This window comes from Heyndrickxia coagulans 36D1 (genome assembly GCF_000169195.2).
Classification (GTDB): Bacteria; Bacillota; Bacilli; order Bacillales; family Bacillaceae_C; genus Weizmannia; species Weizmannia faecalis.
This window is the reverse complement of the sequence record NC_016023.1, coordinates 323853-340443: the sequence shown is the minus strand read 5'-3', so window position 1 is coordinate 340443 and position 16591 is coordinate 323853. Positions and strand designations below refer to the sequence as shown.

General features: G+C 46.1%; 17 protein-coding genes. 9 read left to right on the top strand and 8 right to left on the bottom strand.

Annotated features, from left to right (window positions below):
- The first annotated feature begins 36 nt into the window (after positions 1-36).
- Positions 37-1851: an oligoendopeptidase F gene (gene pepF / locus BCOA_RS18890; RefSeq protein WP_014095725.1), complete on the top strand. Its 1815-nt coding sequence runs from the start codon at positions 37-39 to the stop codon at positions 1849-1851.
- Between the two features lie 451 nt (positions 1852-2302).
- Here the strand turns inward: pepF and BCOA_RS18880 are convergent, their stop codons facing one another.
- The 5 genes from BCOA_RS18880 to BCOA_RS18850 all read right to left on the bottom strand — a co-directional run bounded on the left by BCOA_RS18880 (position 2303) and on the right by BCOA_RS18850 (position 7270).
- A complete protein-coding gene (locus tag BCOA_RS18880) occupies positions 2303-2491 on the bottom strand; it encodes a hypothetical protein (protein WP_014095724.1) in 189 nt (62 codons plus the stop codon).
- Positions 2492-2952: 461 nt separating this feature from the next.
- Complete coding sequence (locus BCOA_RS18875; protein WP_014095723.1) at positions 2953-3810, bottom strand: ClpXP adapter SpxH family protein; 858 nt, start codon at positions 3808-3810, stop codon at positions 2953-2955.
- Positions 3807-4208, bottom strand: a complete 402-nt coding sequence (locus BCOA_RS18870; RefSeq protein ID WP_014095722.1) for a globin domain-containing protein — start codon at positions 4206-4208, stop codon at positions 3807-3809. Before BCOA_RS18870 ends, BCOA_RS18875 begins: the two co-directional genes overlap by 4 nt.
- A 1686-nt stretch (positions 4209-5894) precedes the next feature.
- On the bottom strand, positions 5895-6689 hold the full coding sequence (locus BCOA_RS18855) for a lytic transglycosylase domain-containing protein (protein ID WP_014095719.1): 795 nt from the start codon (positions 6687-6689) through the stop codon (positions 5895-5897).
- Entirely contained in the window at positions 6686-7270 is a 585-nt protein-coding gene (locus tag BCOA_RS18850) for a CYTH domain-containing protein (RefSeq protein ID WP_014095718.1), read from the bottom strand. The genes BCOA_RS18855 and BCOA_RS18850 overlap by 4 nt, the downstream gene beginning before the upstream one ends.
- Before the next feature lie 136 nt (positions 7271-7406).
- Here BCOA_RS18850 and BCOA_RS18845 point away from each other — a divergent pair, with 136 nt between their 5' ends.
- From BCOA_RS18845 to BCOA_RS18830, 4 genes are read left to right on the top strand one after another with little or no spacing between them, the layout of a single operon-like run.
- Complete coding sequence (locus BCOA_RS18845) at positions 7407-7790, top strand: UPF0738 family protein (protein ID WP_014095717.1); 384 nt, start codon at positions 7407-7409, stop codon at positions 7788-7790.
- 22 nt (positions 7791-7812) lie between these two features.
- Entirely contained in the window at positions 7813-8448 is a 636-nt protein-coding gene (locus BCOA_RS18840; protein WP_172653432.1) for a GTP pyrophosphokinase, read from the top strand.
- A 36-nt stretch (positions 8449-8484) separates the two neighbouring features.
- Positions 8485-9279: an NAD kinase gene (locus tag BCOA_RS18835; protein WP_014095715.1), complete on the top strand. Its 795-nt coding sequence runs from the start codon at positions 8485-8487 to the stop codon at positions 9277-9279.
- 8 nt (positions 9280-9287) lie between these two features.
- Positions 9288-10160, top strand: coding sequence for an RluA family pseudouridine synthase (locus BCOA_RS18830; protein ID WP_014095714.1), 873 nt, complete (start codon positions 9288-9290; stop codon positions 10158-10160).
- Positions 10161-11276: 1116 nt separating this feature from the next.
- Here the strand turns inward: BCOA_RS18830 and prpE are convergent.
- On the bottom strand, positions 11277-12014 hold the full coding sequence (gene prpE / locus BCOA_RS18825; RefSeq protein WP_014095713.1) for a bis(5'-nucleosyl)-tetraphosphatase PrpE: 738 nt from the start codon (positions 12012-12014) through the stop codon (positions 11277-11279).
- 211 nt (positions 12015-12225) lie between these two features.
- On the opposite strand from prpE, the gene fabI reads away from it, so the two are divergent.
- On the top strand, positions 12226-13005 hold the full coding sequence (gene fabI / locus BCOA_RS18820; protein WP_041817844.1) for an enoyl-ACP reductase FabI: 780 nt from the start codon (positions 12226-12228) through the stop codon (positions 13003-13005).
- Positions 13006-13135: 130 nt separating this feature from the next.
- Here fabI and BCOA_RS18815 read toward each other — a convergent pair whose 3' ends face one another.
- Positions 13136-13828 carry a hypothetical protein gene (locus tag BCOA_RS18815; RefSeq protein ID WP_014095711.1) on the bottom strand — a complete coding sequence of 231 codons (693 nt, stop codon included), beginning with the start codon at positions 13826-13828 and terminating at the stop codon, positions 13136-13138.
- 268 nt (positions 13829-14096) lie between these two features.
- On the opposite strand from BCOA_RS18815, the gene BCOA_RS18810 reads away from it, so the two are divergent.
- Entirely contained in the window at positions 14097-14801 is a 705-nt protein-coding gene (locus BCOA_RS18810; RefSeq protein WP_014095710.1) for a spore coat CotO family protein, read from the top strand.
- Between the two features lie 48 nt (positions 14802-14849).
- Here BCOA_RS18810 and BCOA_RS18805 read toward each other — a convergent pair whose 3' ends face one another.
- The gene (locus BCOA_RS18805; RefSeq protein ID WP_014095709.1) at positions 14850-15290 is read right to left on the bottom strand and encodes a CotY/CotZ family spore coat protein; all 441 of its coding nucleotides are present in this window, start codon (positions 15288-15290) and stop codon (positions 14850-14852) included.
- 148 nt (positions 15291-15438) lie between these two features.
- Between BCOA_RS18805 and BCOA_RS18800 the strand changes: the two genes are divergently transcribed.
- Both BCOA_RS18800 and BCOA_RS18790 read left to right on the top strand, forming a co-directional pair.
- Complete coding sequence (locus tag BCOA_RS18800) at positions 15439-15795, top strand: DUF1360 domain-containing protein (protein WP_014095708.1); 357 nt, start codon at positions 15439-15441, stop codon at positions 15793-15795.
- Positions 15796-16121: 326 nt separating this feature from the next.
- On the top strand, positions 16122-16586 hold the full coding sequence (locus BCOA_RS18790; RefSeq protein WP_014095706.1) for a sporulation protein: 465 nt from the start codon (positions 16122-16124) through the stop codon (positions 16584-16586).
- The last annotated feature ends 5 nt before the right edge of the window (positions 16587-16591 follow it).

The window sequence follows — 16591 nt, the reverse complement described above, 5'->3', positions numbered from 1 at the left end:
AAGAAGGAATTTTTTGTGAAGAATGGAGGAAAATTGATGGAAAATGGGAAAAAAGTACACGCGTTGCCAAGCCGGGACGAAGTTCGTGAAGCATTAACCTGGAGGCTTGAGGATATTTTTCCAAGCGACGATGACTGGAATAAAGAATACCAAGCAGTAAAAGAAAAGCTGGCCGATGCCGCTTCTTATCAGGGGAAACTTGGCGAAAGCGCGGAACAGCTTTATCATGCGCTAAAGTTCCAGGATGAAGTGACAGAAAGGTTCGGCAAGCTGTATACATACGCGCATATGCGTTATGACCAGGACACAACGAATGCCTTTTACCAGGGGATAGACAGCAAAGCAAAAAGCCTTGCTGCCCAGGTTGGGAGCGCGTTTGCGTTTGTGGTGCCGGAAATTCTTTCGATTGAAGAAGCGAAACTGAACCAATTCCTGGAAGCTTATGAGCCGCTGCAATTGTACCGGCACGCATTGGAAGAAATCAATGAGATGCGCCCGCATATTTTATCGAAGGAAGAAGAAGCATTGCTCGCACAGGTTTCAGAAGTGCTGAATACTTCCAGCACCACTTTCGGCATGCTGAACAATGCCGACCTTGAGTTCCCGACCGTGATCGATGAAAACGGCAATGAAGTGCAGATCACGCACGGCCGTTTTACACGCCTGCTGGAAAGCAAAGACCGCCGCGTGCGCAAAGAGGCATTCCAGAAATTGTATGCAACCTACAAAAAATTCACCAACACGTTTGCGAGCACGCTCAGCGGCCAGGTGAAAAAGAACAATGTTGTTGCGCAAATCCGCCATTACCATTCGGCGCGTGAAGCTGCCCTTTCGGCAAACCACATTCCTGAAAAAGTGTACGACCAGCTTGTGGAAACGGTGAACAAGCATCTTGGTTTGCTGCATCGGTATGTTGCACTGCGCAAAAAAGCGCTGCAGCTTGATGAAGTGCATATGTATGATTTGTATACGCCGCTTGTCCAGGACGCCGATATGGAAGTAACATATGAAAAAGCGAAAGAGATTGTGCTTGACGGCCTCCATCCGCTCGGCGAGGAATACCGGAGCATTTTGCAACAGGCGTTTGAAAACCGCTGGATTGATGTGGTGGAAAATAAGGGAAAACGGAGCGGGGCCTATTCTTCGGGCGCTTACGGGACCAATCCGTACATTTTGCTGAACTGGCAGGACAATATTGACAATGTGTTCACCCTCGCGCATGAGCTCGGCCACAGCGTCCACAGCTATTACACGCGGAAGAACCAGCCGTATCCGTACGGGGATTATTCTATTTTTGTGGCGGAAGTGGCTTCCACGTGCAATGAGGCACTATTGAATGACTATCTGTTAAAAACGATCAAAGACGAGAAACAGCGGATTTATTTATTGAATCATTATCTGGAAGGTTTCCGCGGGACGGTTTTCCGCCAGACGATGTTTGCTGAATTTGAGCATCTGATCCATCAAAAAGCGCAACATGGCGAAGCGTTGACGGCGGAACTTTTAACAGATGAGTATTATAAGCTGAACCAAAAATACTATGGTACGGATACCGCCATTGATCAGGAAATCGGGCTAGAGTGGGCACGCATTCCGCATTTTTATTACGATTATTATGTATATCAGTATGCGACCGGCTTCAGCGCCGCGACCGCGTTAAGCAAACAAATCCTCGAAGAAGGGGAACCGGCTGTCAAACGCTATATCGGCTATTTGAGCGCCGGCAGCTCGGAATATCCGATTGAAGTATTGAAAAAAGCAGGCGTCGATATGACGTCACCCCAACCGGTCGAAGATGCGTTAAAAGTTTTTGAAGAAAAATTAACGGAAATGGAAAACTTGCTCGGATAAAGAAACAACGGCGGAATTTTTCCGCCGCTCAATTTGTATGGGACACTTTTTTTAAATAAGGGAGCAGGGTAGCAAGCGTTGTTTTTTAAGCCGCTTGCCGCCTGTTAAATCTTTTAAAACGGTTGCATTAAAAGTATTTGAAGAAAAATTAACGGAAATGGAAAACTTGCTCGGATAAAGAAACAACGGCGGGATTTTTCCGCCGCTCATTTTGTATGGGACACTTTTTGTAGATAAGGGAGCAGGCCCGCGGCGTTGTTTTTTAAGCCGCTTGCCGCCTGTTAAATCTTTTAAAACGGTTGCATTAAAAGTATTTGAAGAAAAATTAACGGAAATGGAAAACTTGCTCGGATAAAGAAACAGCGGCGGAATTTTTCCACCGCTCATTTTGTATGGGACACTTTTTGTAGATAAGGGAGCAGGCCCGCGGCGTTGTTTTTTAAGCCGCTTGTTACAAGTGGCGCCTGTTAAACCCTTTAAAACGGTTGCGGCGGTTTACATGCAAAAGCAGCGCGAAGATGGCCGCGAACAAAAGCGTGGACGTGAGAAAAAGAGGGAGAAGCTTCATCAGGCCGAGCAGATTCAGGCAGAATAAAGCGCAGAAACCGGCGGCAAGTGCGATAAGTTTACATTTTTTCATATCCACCAGGCTCCTTTCATCAGGTTTACACAGTCCCGGTCTTCCGTTATTTACACAGCTTCAGTGCTATTTTATGAACAGGCTGACGCGGTATGCAAAATTTAAATTTGACAGATGTGTGAACTCTTTAACAAGTACTTGCATACCGGATAGGGGGATGTTATTATATAGATGTGAAGTTGATCACAAGCAAACATACCCCTTTGTTTGACCGTGAAAAATTTCTCCCATCCCCTTTGTTCGTGTTGAAAGAGGCCTTGCAAACGCAAGGCCTCTTTCTTTTTTAGGGTTTGGCAAGGATGTTTGGAAAAAATAAATGCAAGCATTTTATGGGAAATCCAGGACGCGAAAGTCGATTCAACACATGGAGAAGACAAACGTACGCATTTTCGTAAATCAAACTCAAAATCGGATTCGCTCAGCAAGCCTAAAATATAAAAATCCCCTGCCATAGACAAGGGTCAGTTGATATATTTCCAGAATGAGCCGTGCTTTCCTTCGATTTTCCGAACCTTTTGCTGAAGAACGAGCTTTTTCAATTCTTTTTCGGCTTCATGGACCGGCAGATCGTATACCACCGCAATTTCCTTTGATGCCACAAACCCGAAATACTTCAGAAATTCCTCCAATGGGGGGAGCGGCAATGGTGAAGGCTCTTTGCCCAGCATCTCCTGAAGAACTTGTACATAAATATCATAAGAATAGAGTCCGGAAATTTTTAATCCTTCATCTTCAATATGTTCATTAAAGAAAACAAGCGACGGGCTTTCGGTTACTTCCATTTCCGACGTAATTTTCAAATCGCACTGAAAAGCCTTCGCTGCGCTTTCGGAATGGATGTCATGCAAAAATTCGTCGACATCGATGGAAGCGCCTTTTGCACAATCCACTAAAATTTGGATATCCGATATATTTCGTTTTTCAAGAAAGACGAGCTCCTGTACTTTCCGCAAAAACCGCAATCCCTGTTTCTTTCCCTGCAGTTCGGCCGCTTTTATCGCAATCGACACGATATAAGGCGACGTAATCGGGTTTTCAATCCATAAACTGCCGTCGCAGGACATGCCGGTGCGGCTCGCCGTTTTTTCCCAGTAATCCGCAATCGCTTCCCGTTTTTTCGGAATGTCGTTCAGATTGGATAATTTTCCGATCAGCACATGGCGGAGGCGGAAATAGACGCCATACTCGAGACGCAGCTTTTTTAAAACCGGTTCCAGCGCCCAGCATTCCGGGCAAAGCGGATCGATAAAAACGTAGATTTCCAGCGGCTTTTTTGAAAAACAGCTGGAATGTTTCATTAAATCAATCATGTTTTTCAATTTGCGTCACCTGGCACATCATCCGGAGTATTGACCATATGCTGTGCGGTCAGGACAAGCCTTTGAAAAAAGAAGTCGCGGAATTCGCCGTCAATCCCTGTTTCGTCCATTGCGGCACTCATGCAGGACAGCCATGCTTTGGCGCGTTTAGGCGTAACTTCATGTGGCAGGTGCCGCGCCCTGAGCATCGGATGCCCGTGCTCTTCCGTGTACAGCGGGGGACCGCCCAAAAACTGCGTTAAAAACTGCTTCTGCTTCCTGGCAACTTCCGTTAAATCATCAGGAAAAATCGGGATTAAATCCGGATGTTTGGCGACCCGCTTGTAAAACGCATCAACAAGCCGGCCAAGTTTTTCTCCCCCAATGATCTCATATGGCACAGTTTTCTTTTCCACCATAGAATAACTGCTCCTTTATCTCGTTTTTATCTTGCGTATATTTAAAATCGACGGAAAGGTTTGCTCATTAAAATTTTTGTCGACATATCTGCCATTTGTTCTTTATTTTATCAAGGGGGCCGCAATAACTCAAACAATCCGCTTTATTTGGCAAACTTTCACAGCTTCCTATGACCTGCAGCAATAGGTGTCATAATATTTATTTTGGAAAACCTGCGCGATCGGCCTGATGAAAGACAATTCATTGGGATGTAAACGTGGTAATGATATTTATCGGGGCGGGGAAGGACAAAATGTATGCGTGTGACCGGGGAAATGTCCTTCATTGCGGCGGGATGAACAAGAGGTATGCGTGTGAGGCGGCGAACTGTCCTTTTGAACCTGTCAAAAGGACAAAACAGGATGCACCCGGGCTCGAAATGTCTTTTTGAAATTGTCAAAAGGACAAAACAGGATGCACCCGGGCCCGAAATGTCTTTTTGAAATTGTCAAAAGGACAAAACAGGATGCACCCGGGCCCGAAATGTCTTTTTAAAGCCGCCAAAAGGACAAAAGGAGTGGCGATTGGGCTCGAAATGTCTTTTTGGGGCTGTCAAAAGGACAAAACAGGCTGCATTCGGGCTCGAAATGTCTTTTTGAGCTTGTCAAAAGGACAAAACAGGCTGCGTCTGGGTTCAAACTGTCTTTTTAAAGCTGTCAAAAGGACAAAAGGAGTGGCGATTGGGCTCGAAATGTCTTTTTGGGGCTGTCAAAAGGACAAAACAGGCTGCATTCGGGCTCGAAATGTCTTTTTGAGCTTGTCAAAAGGACAAAACAGGCTGCGTCTGGGTTCAAACTGTCTTTTTGAACCTGTCAAAAAGACAAAACAGGCTGCATCCGGGCTCAAACTGTCTTTTTGATGTCGCCAAAAGGACAAAAGGAGTGACGTTTGAGCCCGAAATGTCTTTTTGAGCTTGTCAAAAGGACAGAACACGCTGCATACAGGCCCGAAACGTCCTTTTGAATCTGTAAAAGGGAAAAAACGCATGCCCGAAACCGTTGAAATGTCCTTCATACGGCAAATGAAGGACAAAACGCGAGCCCGAGACCGTGAAAATGTCTTTCACCGGGTTGATGAAGGACAAAACGCATGCCCGAGACCATGAAAATGTCCTTCATCGAGGTAATGAAGGACAAAACGCGTGCCACCACACATTAAAATGTCCTTCATTGGGTTAATGAAGGACAAAACGCATGCCACCAACCATTGAAATGTCCTTCATCGGGCAAATGAAAGACAAAACACGAGCCCCGAACCGTGAAAATGTCCTTCATTGGGTTAATGAAGGACAAAACGCATGCCACCAACCATTGAAATGTCTTTAATAGGGCAGATGAAAGACAAAACGCAGGCCCGAGACCGGGAAAATGTCCTTCACCGGGTTGATGAAGGACAAAACACGAGCTCGAAACCGTAGAAATGTCCTTCATCGAGGTAATGAAGGACAAAACGTGAGCCACCAACCATTAAAATGTCCTTCATCGGGCAAATGAAGGACAAAGCGCGGGCCACCAACCATTAAAATGTCCTTCACACGACAAATGAAAGACAAAAAAGCGGAGCCTTGACCGGGTAATGTTCTTCATCGGCTCCAGTCAGAAATTTCCCCATAAAAAAATGCCGCACAGAGCGGCGGGTTTTAATCGTTATGCCAAATGATTCATAATCGATGAGACGTATTTCTGTGTTTCTTTGAATGGCGGAATACCGCCGTATCGGTCGACATTGCCGGGGCCTGCATTATAGGCGGCCAATGCAAGCTGGACATTGTGGTCGTATTTTCCCAGCAAAGATTTCAAATACTTTGTGCCGGCGTCCACATTTTGTTCCGGGTCAAGTACATTGCTTACCCCGAGCGAGGCCGCCGTTTCTGGCATCAGCTGCATCAGCCCTGCTGCGCCTGCCGCACTCACTGCATCCGGACGATAACCGGATTCCTGTTTGATGACAGCTTGAATGAGCTTTTCTGGCACGCCGTATTTTTCCGATGCTTGCTGAATCGCCTGGCTGATTTTCGCCGGGATTCCACCACTGCCGGAAGCGGCTGTTGTCTGCGTGCTTTCTGAAGCTGAATTTTGTGCAGAAGCGGAAAAAGCCGCGCTTGTTCCTGCCTGCGCAGTAGCTGCTGTCGCTTTACCGGACAAAGTGCTTAATCCCGTAAAGGCAGGCAACGTGGTAAGCACCGGATTTTCCCCTGTTAAAGAAGACAATGAATTGAACGCCGGATTTAAAGTTGCTGCCAGGGATGATAACACCCCGGATTCGTCTTTACCGCTTGCGCCAGCAGCCGTTTCATTTTCCTTTGCTTCTTCTAAAAAGCTTGACAGCATCTCTTGAAAAAGGGAGGTGCTGTTGCCCGTTTGAGCAGCATTGCTGCCGGGAGAAAGCGACCGCAGCGCCTCCAGTTCCATTAAAGACGCGAGTTGGCTGATTGTACTCATTTCTCATTGCTCCTTTTTGCCTCATAAAAGCGGAGAACCTTGTTTTTTGCCGGATGGTGCGGGATGCCGTACGTTTCCAGCAATTTTAAAAACTGCTTTGTGCCTGTTTCCAGTTCACTTACTTCATATTCTATCTCAAAATCTTCCTCGTTTAAATAAAAATTATGGTCAAATACGAGCAGCCCGCCTTCATATGCGATTTCAGCCCGCTTCGTTGTAAGTTTTCCAAAATACACCAATTTACTTGGCGCCACTTCTAGTTCCATTAATTTTTCCATGACTTCGCCTTCCGGAAAACCGCTCCCATTTTTAAGCTTTTGAAAAACCTTTTCGCCAATCATTTGGCTTGTTTCCAGCAGTCCGGTTTCCTCCGGCGTTTTTAGGGTGAGCTGGAAGTACCCTGCTTTTTTCCGGACACGCAAGGCCGATCTTTCATGTTTTAAAGCAAAATCAGGTGTATCAAAATAAAAGTTTTCCTGCTGTTTAAAATCATGTTCCGCGATGCCAAAAGCCCGGGCAAGCCGGCAGAAATCGCGGCAGGTGACCATATTTTTACATTCAATTTCAATTTCTTTGCTCATGATAAGCCCTCACTTCCATCTTCATTATACTAAAGCGAATCCCTTCCTTAAAGTGTCTATTCTCTGTGGAGATATGGTAAAATAAAATGGAATTGAAACTTTGTTTTCCGGCGGGAAGGAGAGGGAGGGAAGCAGATTGCGCAATATCATTGAACTGGGAAAGCCTGAATGGAAAGACGGGATCCTTCAACTGCATGCTGAGCGCCCGGACGTTTCCATGCAGCACCTGAAGCCGGGAGGGCAAATGATCGTCGATTCGGATGCCTGTGCCTTTATCTATCTGGCTGAAGACGACGGCGATGAAGATTATACATATTTATATTTGCCTGTTCCGGTTTGGAAAGAGATTCGGACGGCGGCATTTGAACATAAAAAAGTGGTTGCTGTTTCAAAAGATGGGAAATTGGAGCTTACCGGGCTTGATGAGGAACTTCAATTTTTGCTCGATAATATCCGAGGCAACAGCAATTACGGAAAAAAGATGCTGGATAAGGTAGAGGCCGTTTTTGCATTGGAATGAGATCCGAAGAGGTGATCAGGCAGTGGATTGGGAGGAATTTTTAACCCCGTATAAACAGGCTGTTGATGAATTAAAAGTAAAGTTAAAGGGGATGCGCACCCAATTTGAAAAAGAGCATACCCATTGCCCGATTGAGTTTGTGACAGGGCGGGTAAAGCCGGTAGCAAGCATTATAGAAAAAGCGAACATAAAAGGCATCCCGCTTGACCGGCTGGAGGCGGAAATGCAAGATATCGCCGGGCTCAGGATGATGTGCCAGTTTGTCGATGATATTAAACTGGTCGTCGGGCTTCTCAGACGCCGGAACGATTTCCGGATTGTTGAAGAAAAAGACTATATTTCGAATAAAAAACCGAGCGGCTACCGGTCTTATCATGTCATTATTGAATATCCGGTACAAACGATCCGCGGGGAAAAGAAAATTCTTGCGGAGATCCAGATCCGGACGCTGGCGATGAATTTTTGGGCGACGATTGAACATTCTTTAAACTATAAGTATAAAGGCAGGTTTCCCGAAGAAATTAATTTGCGGCTGAAGCGGGCTGCCGAAGCCGCTTTCCGCCTTGATGAAGAAATGTCTGAGATCCGTGAAGAAATTCAGGAAGCCCAAATGTATTTTTCGAAAAACAAAGAGCGCGCGGAACGAAAAAAGCCATGAAACCGGCGGCAAAAAAAGAAGGGGAGGAGAAGCAGCTTGAAATTTGCCATCACTTCTAAAGGGGATACGGAATCCAATATATGGATGCATAAAATGCGTTCTTATTTGCAGGATTTCGGGCTTGTTTACGACGAGGCACAACCGGATATCGTGATCTCGGTCGGCGGGGACGGCACGCTTCTGTATGCTTTTCACCGCTACAGTTCCCGGCTTGACCGGACGGCTTTTGTCGGGGTGCATACCGGCCATCTCGGCTTTTATGCTGACTGGGTGCCGGATGAAATTGAGGAGCTGGTCGACGCGATCGCCCATAAAACTTACACGACGGTGGACTACCCGCTTCTTGAAGCGATGATTGCATATGAGCACGGTGGCCACGAAACGCGTTACCTTGCGTTAAATGAGTCAACGGTCAAATGCGTGGACGGCACATTTGTCATCGATGTGGAGATCAATGGCCGGCATTTTGAGCGTTTCCGCGGTGACGGATTATGCCTTGCCACACCAAGCGGCAGTACGGCTTATAACAAGGCGCTCGGCGGGGCGATTGTCCACCCTTCCCTGCAATCGATCCAGCTCACCGAGATGGCATCCATTAACAATAAAGTGTTCCGGACAATCGGCTCGCCACTTATTTTGCCGGGGCACCATACTTGTGTGTTACGCCCGGTCCGGCAAAAAGATTTTTTGGTAACAGTTGACCATTTAACATTGCTCCATAAGGAAGTCCGGTCCATCCAGTACCGCGTGGCAAAAGAAAAAATCCGGTTTGCCCGCTTCAGGCCGTTTCCTTTCTGGAAGAGGGTGCATGATTCTTTTATTTCGGATTAGGTGAAAACATGTTGACATTATCGTGGACAATTACAGAAGATGAGGCACATCAGGAACTGAAAGAGTTTTTAAAAGCGCGTCATATCTCGAAACGGGCGCTTGCGGATATTAAATTTCGCGGCGGGATGATCCTTGTGAACGGCCGCGAAGTAACGGTCCGCTATCGCTTGCAGCCGGGCGATGCGGCCGCCATTGTTTTTCCAAAAGAAACCCCGAGCCCCAATCTTACGCCCGAAAACATTCCATTCGGCCATGTCTATGAAGATGAAAGCGTGCTTGTTGCCGATAAGCCGGCGTTTATGAATACAATCCCTTCCCGCGAGCACCCGTCCGCAAGCCTTGCCAATGCGGTGCTCGGCCATTACCGGAAAAACGGGATAGAATCCGCGGTCCATGTTGTGACCCGGCTTGACCGAAACACATCCGGGCTTGTCCTGATCGCAAAAAATCGTTATATCCACCATTTATGCAGCCTGATGCAGCAAAAGCATGTAATTTGCCGGACGTACGAAGCGCTCGCGGAAGGGGCTTTTACTGAAAAAAGCGGCACAATTGAAGCCCCGATCGGGAGAAAAGAGACGAGCATTATAGAACGCGGAGTCCGGGACGATGGCCAGTTTGCGCGCACCCATTATGAAGTGGTCCGGCAATTTCCGGCATATGCACATGTGCGTCTCCGGCTTGACACCGGCAGGACGCACCAGATCCGTGTCCATCTTTCCTATATCGGCCACCCGCTTCTCGGCGACAGCCTGTACGGTGGCAACACGAGCCGCTTCACCCGGCAGGCGCTCCATTGCAGTGAGCTTTCATTTCAGCACCCGGTTTCAGGGAAAGAAATGCATTTCTTTTCTAAACCGCCCTTTTTGGATCTTCTTTGATGTTGATTCGGATTTCCCTGCTTCTGATGCCAGCGTTTAGTTTACGGCATGGGCGCTTATCCTTAATTTTGCTGTTGCATGTTCTTTTCTCCCCGGGACTTTATGATTGCTACAGGATGTCCTGAAAAAGCTCAACGCTCTAAAAAAACATGAAGATGGTTATTCCATTATTGCCATGTGGAACGGGAAACGTCAAAATAATTTTATTAAAGCTTAGTTTTTCTACTCTTTTTTAACTATTCCAATTTGTATAAAGAAAAATAAATGCCGATAAAGGAATAATGATTAACGAAGAATAATATAAAAAAGCCTCTAAAAGAGAAAGTTTCCTTTCTCTTTTAGTTCTTTTTAAATGTCGAGAATAGCCTGCCGCATATACTAGGGTAAGTAGTTGAGTTAGAAAAAGTAAATGATTTAATGTCACGATTGTTTATTCTCCTTTTAGCTGACTGGTTCGGCACCACCTATGCGGATACTGGGTTAACAAATAAACCGGTGGCAACAAGCTTTCCAGCAGCAAGCCAATTCCCCTTTTCGACTTCTCGCGCAACTTCCTGTGCCATTGATTTGCTAATGTGAATCGCATCTTGTAAGGCGTTTTCCTGTGGTTGACCACCTTTTGATTCGTAAAATCTAAAAAATTTTTAGTAACTTTAAATGAAGAGTTTTCAAGTTCTTACTGGTTAATTGTATATTCTCCCGCTTTATTTTTTATCATAACATGTTCTAATATAGGGCTTACTGAATCAGTAAAATTTCTAGATTTGGCAAGGCTGCTGACAGCTTTGACAACCATTTTAATGCAAGAGTTTTACAACAAATCTAGAGAATGATTGCCCTCGAAAGCCGATTCAACGTATGGAGAAGATCAAATCACCCCTTTTCGCAAAAGGATTCTTCTATATTTTTAAGACAGAACTTGCAGACAAATTGGGTATAAACTCAGAATCGGATCCGTTCAGCAAGCCCTAATATAATTCATGGTGTCTTGAGTCTGTTATAATTGTTCTTTAGAAAGATCGTTATAGAACTCATTCCATGAAGTAGACAAGTTAAAACATACTTCCATGGATTTTTTTCTTCCTCTCTGGGAAGGGATGCCAAATGCTTCTCAATTCAGGCGAACGTCCTGAACTTTTCTTCCACATATGGCATTGAAGAGGGGACGGAGACGGTTTCAATTTCCGGATACCGGAGTGCTGTCAGTTTGCCGCCGAATACGCAGCCGGTATCAATATTGACCGTGTGGCCGATCCATCGCGGTTCTTTCACCGGCGTATGCCCGTATACAATCCAGCTTTCCCCTTCGTCATTTTTCGCCCAGTCGCAGCGCACCGGTGTCCCGTCCGGATTGGTTTCCCCGTTAATATCACCGTAAAGCACAAAAGTCTGGACCGATTTATTCATCTTCCCAATATCCTTGCGCCGGATCCCGGCATGGGCGATGACAAGCTTGCCGCCGTCTAGAACAAGATAAAGCGGGGATTTCTCATACAGTTCCATAAATTGTTTGCTGTGCCGTTCCCGCTCTTTTACGGGGAGCGCCTCCAGTTCCGCCACCGTTGTTTCAAGGCCGTGCTTCTGCTGGACATTTCTCCCTAAAAAATATCGGTACAGCTTGTTGCAGTGGTTGCCGGGGACATACAGGCCAAGCTTCTTTTTCCACAATCGATAGACAGTATCGGCCACTTCCAAAGATGCCGGCCCGCGGTCTGTCAGATCACCGACAAAACCAAGCAGCCGGCCACCTGGATGAACGGGCATACCGTTTTCCCATTGATACCCCAGTTTTTCCGTAAGCTTCCTGAATTCCGCCATGCAGCCATGTATATCCCCAATGATATCGATTTTCATTGAACTCGCTCCTTCCATCTCTATTTTATGTTGTCCGGCGCGCCTAAACAAATGCCGGGTAGTTGAAAAAAGGTTGGTATTCCCCGGGGTCCCGGTACGATTATCCTGCAACAAATAAAACACAGGTGCTTTTCAAACCCGGAAAGTTCATGTAGAATTGGTATCAGGTACTAAAAATCGTATATAAATTGTAAATAAAGGAGTTAACATGATGCAGTTATCTTTGGAAAATAAAACATTTGTTGTGATGGGTGTTGCAAATAAGCGCAGTATTGCCTGGGGAATTGCCCAATCGCTTGATGCAGCAGGCGCAAGGATTATTTTTACCTATGCGCTCGACCGGAATGAAAAAAGCATCCACGAACTTGCTGAAACGCTGAATCGAAAGGACTATCTGATCCTTCAATGCGACGTGGAAAGCGACGAGCAGATTCAGTCATGCTTTCAAACGATCAAAAAGGAAGTCGGCACGATCGACGGTATTGCCCACTGTGTTGCGTTTGCCCGCAGAGAAGAATTAAAAGGCGACTACACAAATGTGACGCGTGAAGGGTTTTTACTGGCCCATAATATTAGTTCCTATTCGCTGTCGGCCGTTGCCAAAGCGGTGAAAGAACTGGAACTCATGCCAAACGGGGGCAGCATTGTCACCCTTACCTACCTCGGCGGCGAACGCGTGATGGAAAATTACAATGTGATGGGTGTAGCGAAAGCTTCCCTCGATGCAAGCGTCCGCTATTTGGCATATGACCTTGGGAAACTCAATATCCGTGTTAACTCGATCTCTGCTGGCCCGATTCGCACTTTGTCGGCAAAAGGTGTTAGCGACTTCAACAGCATTTTGAAAGTGATGGAAGAAAGGGCGCCGCTTCACCGCGGTGTGGATACACGCGAAGTCGGCGATACCGCGTTGTTCCTCTTTAGTGACCTGTCGCGCGCCGTTACAGGCGAAAACATTCATGTGGATGCCGGCTACCATATTATGGGCTAGCCGACAGTTCCGGACGATGCGAAAACCAGTCCTCCCGAATGCCGGCTATTATAAAATGCAAACGGCTTGTCCAAAAGCGTAAATGAAAAAAGCCAGGAAGTGAAACCTTCCTGGCTTTTTTGGTATGGCATCAGTCTCTGTAATCTTTTTTATGGCCTTTTTTGTTGTCATGGTGATCATTATCTTCAACTTCTGCAGCAGAGAATGTGTAGCTGACGACATTTTGAGGTGTCAGTGTAATGGTTCCAAGCAGTGTAGGTGCAGCCCCCGGAATCGTTGTATCTGGAGCAAAAGTACCGAGTTCAATGGTTAAGAAGTATTCGTTTTTCCCTTTGGACGGATCGGTATCCACGGCATGAACCGTTGTTGTCACGTTTTCAAAAAGCAGGGTCACAAGCCCTCCGGTTCCAAGAATAGCAATACCGGAAACCACGCTTTCATCCGTTTTTTGAGAAATGAGTGTTGTACCGGAAGAATTTCTTCTCCAAATTCTGAAGGTTGCCGGAATGGTTAACGGAATGACGGTACCTGTTGCTGCTCCTGTAACGGCCGCAATTAAGGCTGCAAGTGTTATACCGAGCGGAAGATCTGCCGGCGACCATTCGACGGTTGCGAGCAATGAAACGCGGTCATCATAATCATCCACTTTTACGTCTACTTCCGCAATGGAGTTTGCCATGTTAAAGACGCCTGTTACAGGTACAGGTACGGACGGCGATTGATCCACATCGAATTCCGAAAGAAGCCCCCGTTCTTCCTCGTCTTGCCGTTTGTGGCGGCGATGATCATCATAGCAGCTGCCGTTTGAGTCATAATAAGACATTTAAATGCCTCCTTTCGTTTTGTTAATATATTCTACTCATCCGCATATTTTTGGAATAGACGGATGGTAGCGTATAAAAGCACATTTTTCCCTGCATTATTAATTTGTGCCAATATGCTGTGGAAACCGCGGTTCCGTTCCTTGTCCCCAAAACATACGATAAGGCAGAAATAGCAAATGATTGGGAGATTCAAGCTCTAGGCACATTTCTTATTTTCATGCATAGTTATAAAGCGAGCCAGAAATCAGGAGGAGGGATTTTGGAAACATGGAGGAGAGCCAGTACAGCAGCCAAAAACCGCTTCTTTATATTATCCAGCCGAAAAATGTTCCGCTCGCGATCAAGATGCAGAAAGTGTACAGAAATGTGGTGAGCGAAAAACCTGAACATGCCGGCCATGGAACGATCGTGGAACCAATGCCTGCCGGCGGCGATACAGGGCATGCCGAAGAAAAAAACAATGCAGCCGCACACGAGAAAAAAACAGAACCGGAACAGCCCAAACCAAATAAAGCGGCAGAACAGGAAAAAACAGAAGGAGCTGCAGAACGCGGGGGAGTCGTAAACGTTTCATCCAAGACAAAAACGGCAGATCCTGCGGAACATGAGGAATCGGCAAATGCCATGGGGCAGCAACATGTTGCGGAACCCGCCGGAGCGGTGGAAGCGGAGACGGATTTGGAAACGGACGGCGCTGACAAAGCCGACACCTGGCCGGAACAAGAAACCATTCAACCGCCATCGAGAAAACGGTTCAAAGAAATGACGGTCCATGAAAAAATTGACTATTTAATTCATAAGCCAGGTTTTCTACCGGAAATCCCCGTCATGATTCAAACGAACAGCATCGCCTATCGTGCCGTGATCCTTGAACGGATGGAAGACCAATTGTCCGTCATGCCTTTTTCCTCAATGGAGACGGCCTGGATCAATCTGGACGAGATCACGGACATTAAATTACTGGTTCAGTAAAGCCACGGAAAAAAAGTCGATAAGCGGCAACTTATCGACTTTCATACATTACAAATTGACAAAAGTGTCTTCGAGGCATTGAATGGCAATGAAATCGGTTAAATCAAGCGTGATGCATGTATCGGTTGCTTCGAAGTGGACCCTAGAATGGCCGTCATGATGTTCGCAGACGCATTTTAAAACCCGTACAACAGCACAGCACCCTTCCACATTTTCGACTCTTAAAAATTTCGATTTTTCGCAGAAGTCGTCGCAGCTGTCAAAGTGGTGATTTTTGTAAAATGGTTCAAAAGCACAACCGTCTTTTGTATATAGAATGAATGGACGTGTGTTGACATGTGAATGTTTTTCCCTGTTGGCACCGAGCACGGGATTCAAGCAGTTGGTCGGGCAGCTGCTGTCTTCTACCGCAGCATCCTGCAAATCGTTGATGAAATGTACGACATCACAAACGCAAGTACGGGAATATTCATGGGATTTACTGCTCATTCATTTTTCAACTCCTTCAATGGTTTAGTTTCAGTACACTATAGAATATTGTCTCGGTGCTTTTTTTGTTACGAATGTCCCCGCGTTTTTGCAAAAATAGGCAAACAACTTGCATAGGGAATTTTGTACCCGGGGAAGGAGGCAGGAAATGGTTTCCTATTGGCTTGATTTCGTTCTGCTTGCACTGGCCAGTTTCAGACTGACGCGCTTGTTGGTTTATGATAAAATTACGGCCTTTTTACGAAAACCTTTTCATAAAGAAATAACCGAAATGGCGCCTGATGGAACAATCGAGGAATATATTGAAATCAAAGGAACAGGGATCAGAAAGTGGATTGGCGAATTATTAAGTTGCCACTGGTGCACCGGTGTCTGGTCCGCGGCCATCCTGTACGGGAGTTGGATGCTTTTTCCGCAAATCGGGTCGCCTATTGTCATGATCCTTGCAATTGCCGGCCTGGCGAGTATCCTCGAAACCGTTCTTTTGCGGATCATGGACGAATGAAGTGAACAACCGTGAAAATGCTGCATACGATAAAAAAGGAAGCGCGAATCCTGAGGAAAGGATGGTAAGATTATGGGCAAACCACGCATCAAAATTCCGGTCACCCCTTCATCCGTCCCGGCGTATACAAACAATCAGAAAAAAGTCAAAAAAGGCGGATGCGGCTGCGGCGGCAAAAAAACGCGATAAAACAAAAGCGGAAGGCAGGATTGCACTTCCGCTTTTGTTTTCCCTTTTTTCCAGGATGCGGCAAGAATTTCTAATTATAAAATCTGCGCTTGCGCGAAAAATAGAGAGGTAAAAGTTGAAAGCGCAGAGGGATGAGTATGAAAAAAATCATGTATGTTTTAGCTTCAGTATGTTTGCTCACCGGCTGCGGTTTTAACGGGCCGGAACACAAGGACAGCAAAATGGCCCTTGTGAAAAAAACACAACCGTCGCCGGTGAGACTCACGAACACCGGGAATAAGGCCGTTTCAGGACAATTGAAAAAAGATGTCCTTGGCTTTGACAGCATTTACGATGTGGCCATCATTGAAGGGCCAAAAGAAACATTGGTTGCCTACAAAGTCAGGCATCTGCACCGTTTTAAAATGAAGAAAATCGAAAAACAGCTCAACGCCTTTTTAAAGAAACGCTACCCCGGACGCAAATTTATTACTTCCAGCGACTATAAAATTTTCCTGGAAACCGTCCGCCTCAAGGAAGATATGGACGAGCACAAAATTTCAGCCGGCAAGGCAAAAAAACGTTTCAAAGACATCATCAAGCTGAAACAGGAATTAACATAGGAAAA

What these genes read in the sequence shown, in the direction of transcription:
- pepF (WP_014095725.1), top strand. Translation starts at nt 37, where the DNA reads ATGGAAAATGGGAAAAAAGTACACGCGTTGCCAAGCCGGGACGAAGTT.
- BCOA_RS18880 (WP_014095724.1), bottom strand. Translation starts at nt 2,491, where the DNA reads ATGAAAAAATGTAAACTTATCGCACTTGCCGCCGGTTTCTGCGCTTTA.
- BCOA_RS18870 (WP_014095722.1), bottom strand. Translation starts at nt 4,208, where the DNA reads ATGGTGGAAAAGAAAACTGTGCCATATGAGATCATTGGGGGAGAAAAA.
- BCOA_RS18855 (WP_014095719.1), bottom strand. Translation starts at nt 6,689, where the DNA reads ATGAGTACAATCAGCCAACTCGCGTCTTTAATGGAACTGGAGGCGCTG.
- BCOA_RS18850 (WP_014095718.1), bottom strand. Translation starts at nt 7,270, where the DNA reads ATGAGCAAAGAAATTGAAATTGAATGTAAAAATATGGTCACCTGCCGC.
- BCOA_RS18830 (WP_014095714.1), top strand. Translation starts at nt 9,288, where the DNA reads ATGTTGACATTATCGTGGACAATTACAGAAGATGAGGCACATCAGGAA.
- prpE (WP_014095713.1), bottom strand. Translation starts at nt 12,014, where the DNA reads ATGAAAATCGATATCATTGGGGATATACATGGCTGCATGGCGGAATTC.
- fabI (WP_041817844.1), top strand. Translation starts at nt 12,226, where the DNA reads ATGCAGTTATCTTTGGAAAATAAAACATTTGTTGTGATGGGTGTTGCA.
- BCOA_RS18815 (WP_014095711.1), bottom strand. Translation starts at nt 13,828, where the DNA reads ATGTCTTATTATGACTCAAACGGCAGCTGCTATGATGATCATCGCCGC.
- BCOA_RS18810 (WP_014095710.1), top strand. Translation starts at nt 14,097, where the DNA reads ATGGAGGAGAGCCAGTACAGCAGCCAAAAACCGCTTCTTTATATTATC.
- BCOA_RS18805 (WP_014095709.1), bottom strand. Translation starts at nt 15,290, where the DNA reads ATGAGCAGTAAATCCCATGAATATTCCCGTACTTGCGTTTGTGATGTC.
- BCOA_RS18800 (WP_014095708.1), top strand. Translation starts at nt 15,439, where the DNA reads ATGGTTTCCTATTGGCTTGATTTCGTTCTGCTTGCACTGGCCAGTTTC.
- BCOA_RS18790 (WP_014095706.1), top strand. Translation starts at nt 16,122, where the DNA reads ATGAAAAAAATCATGTATGTTTTAGCTTCAGTATGTTTGCTCACCGGC.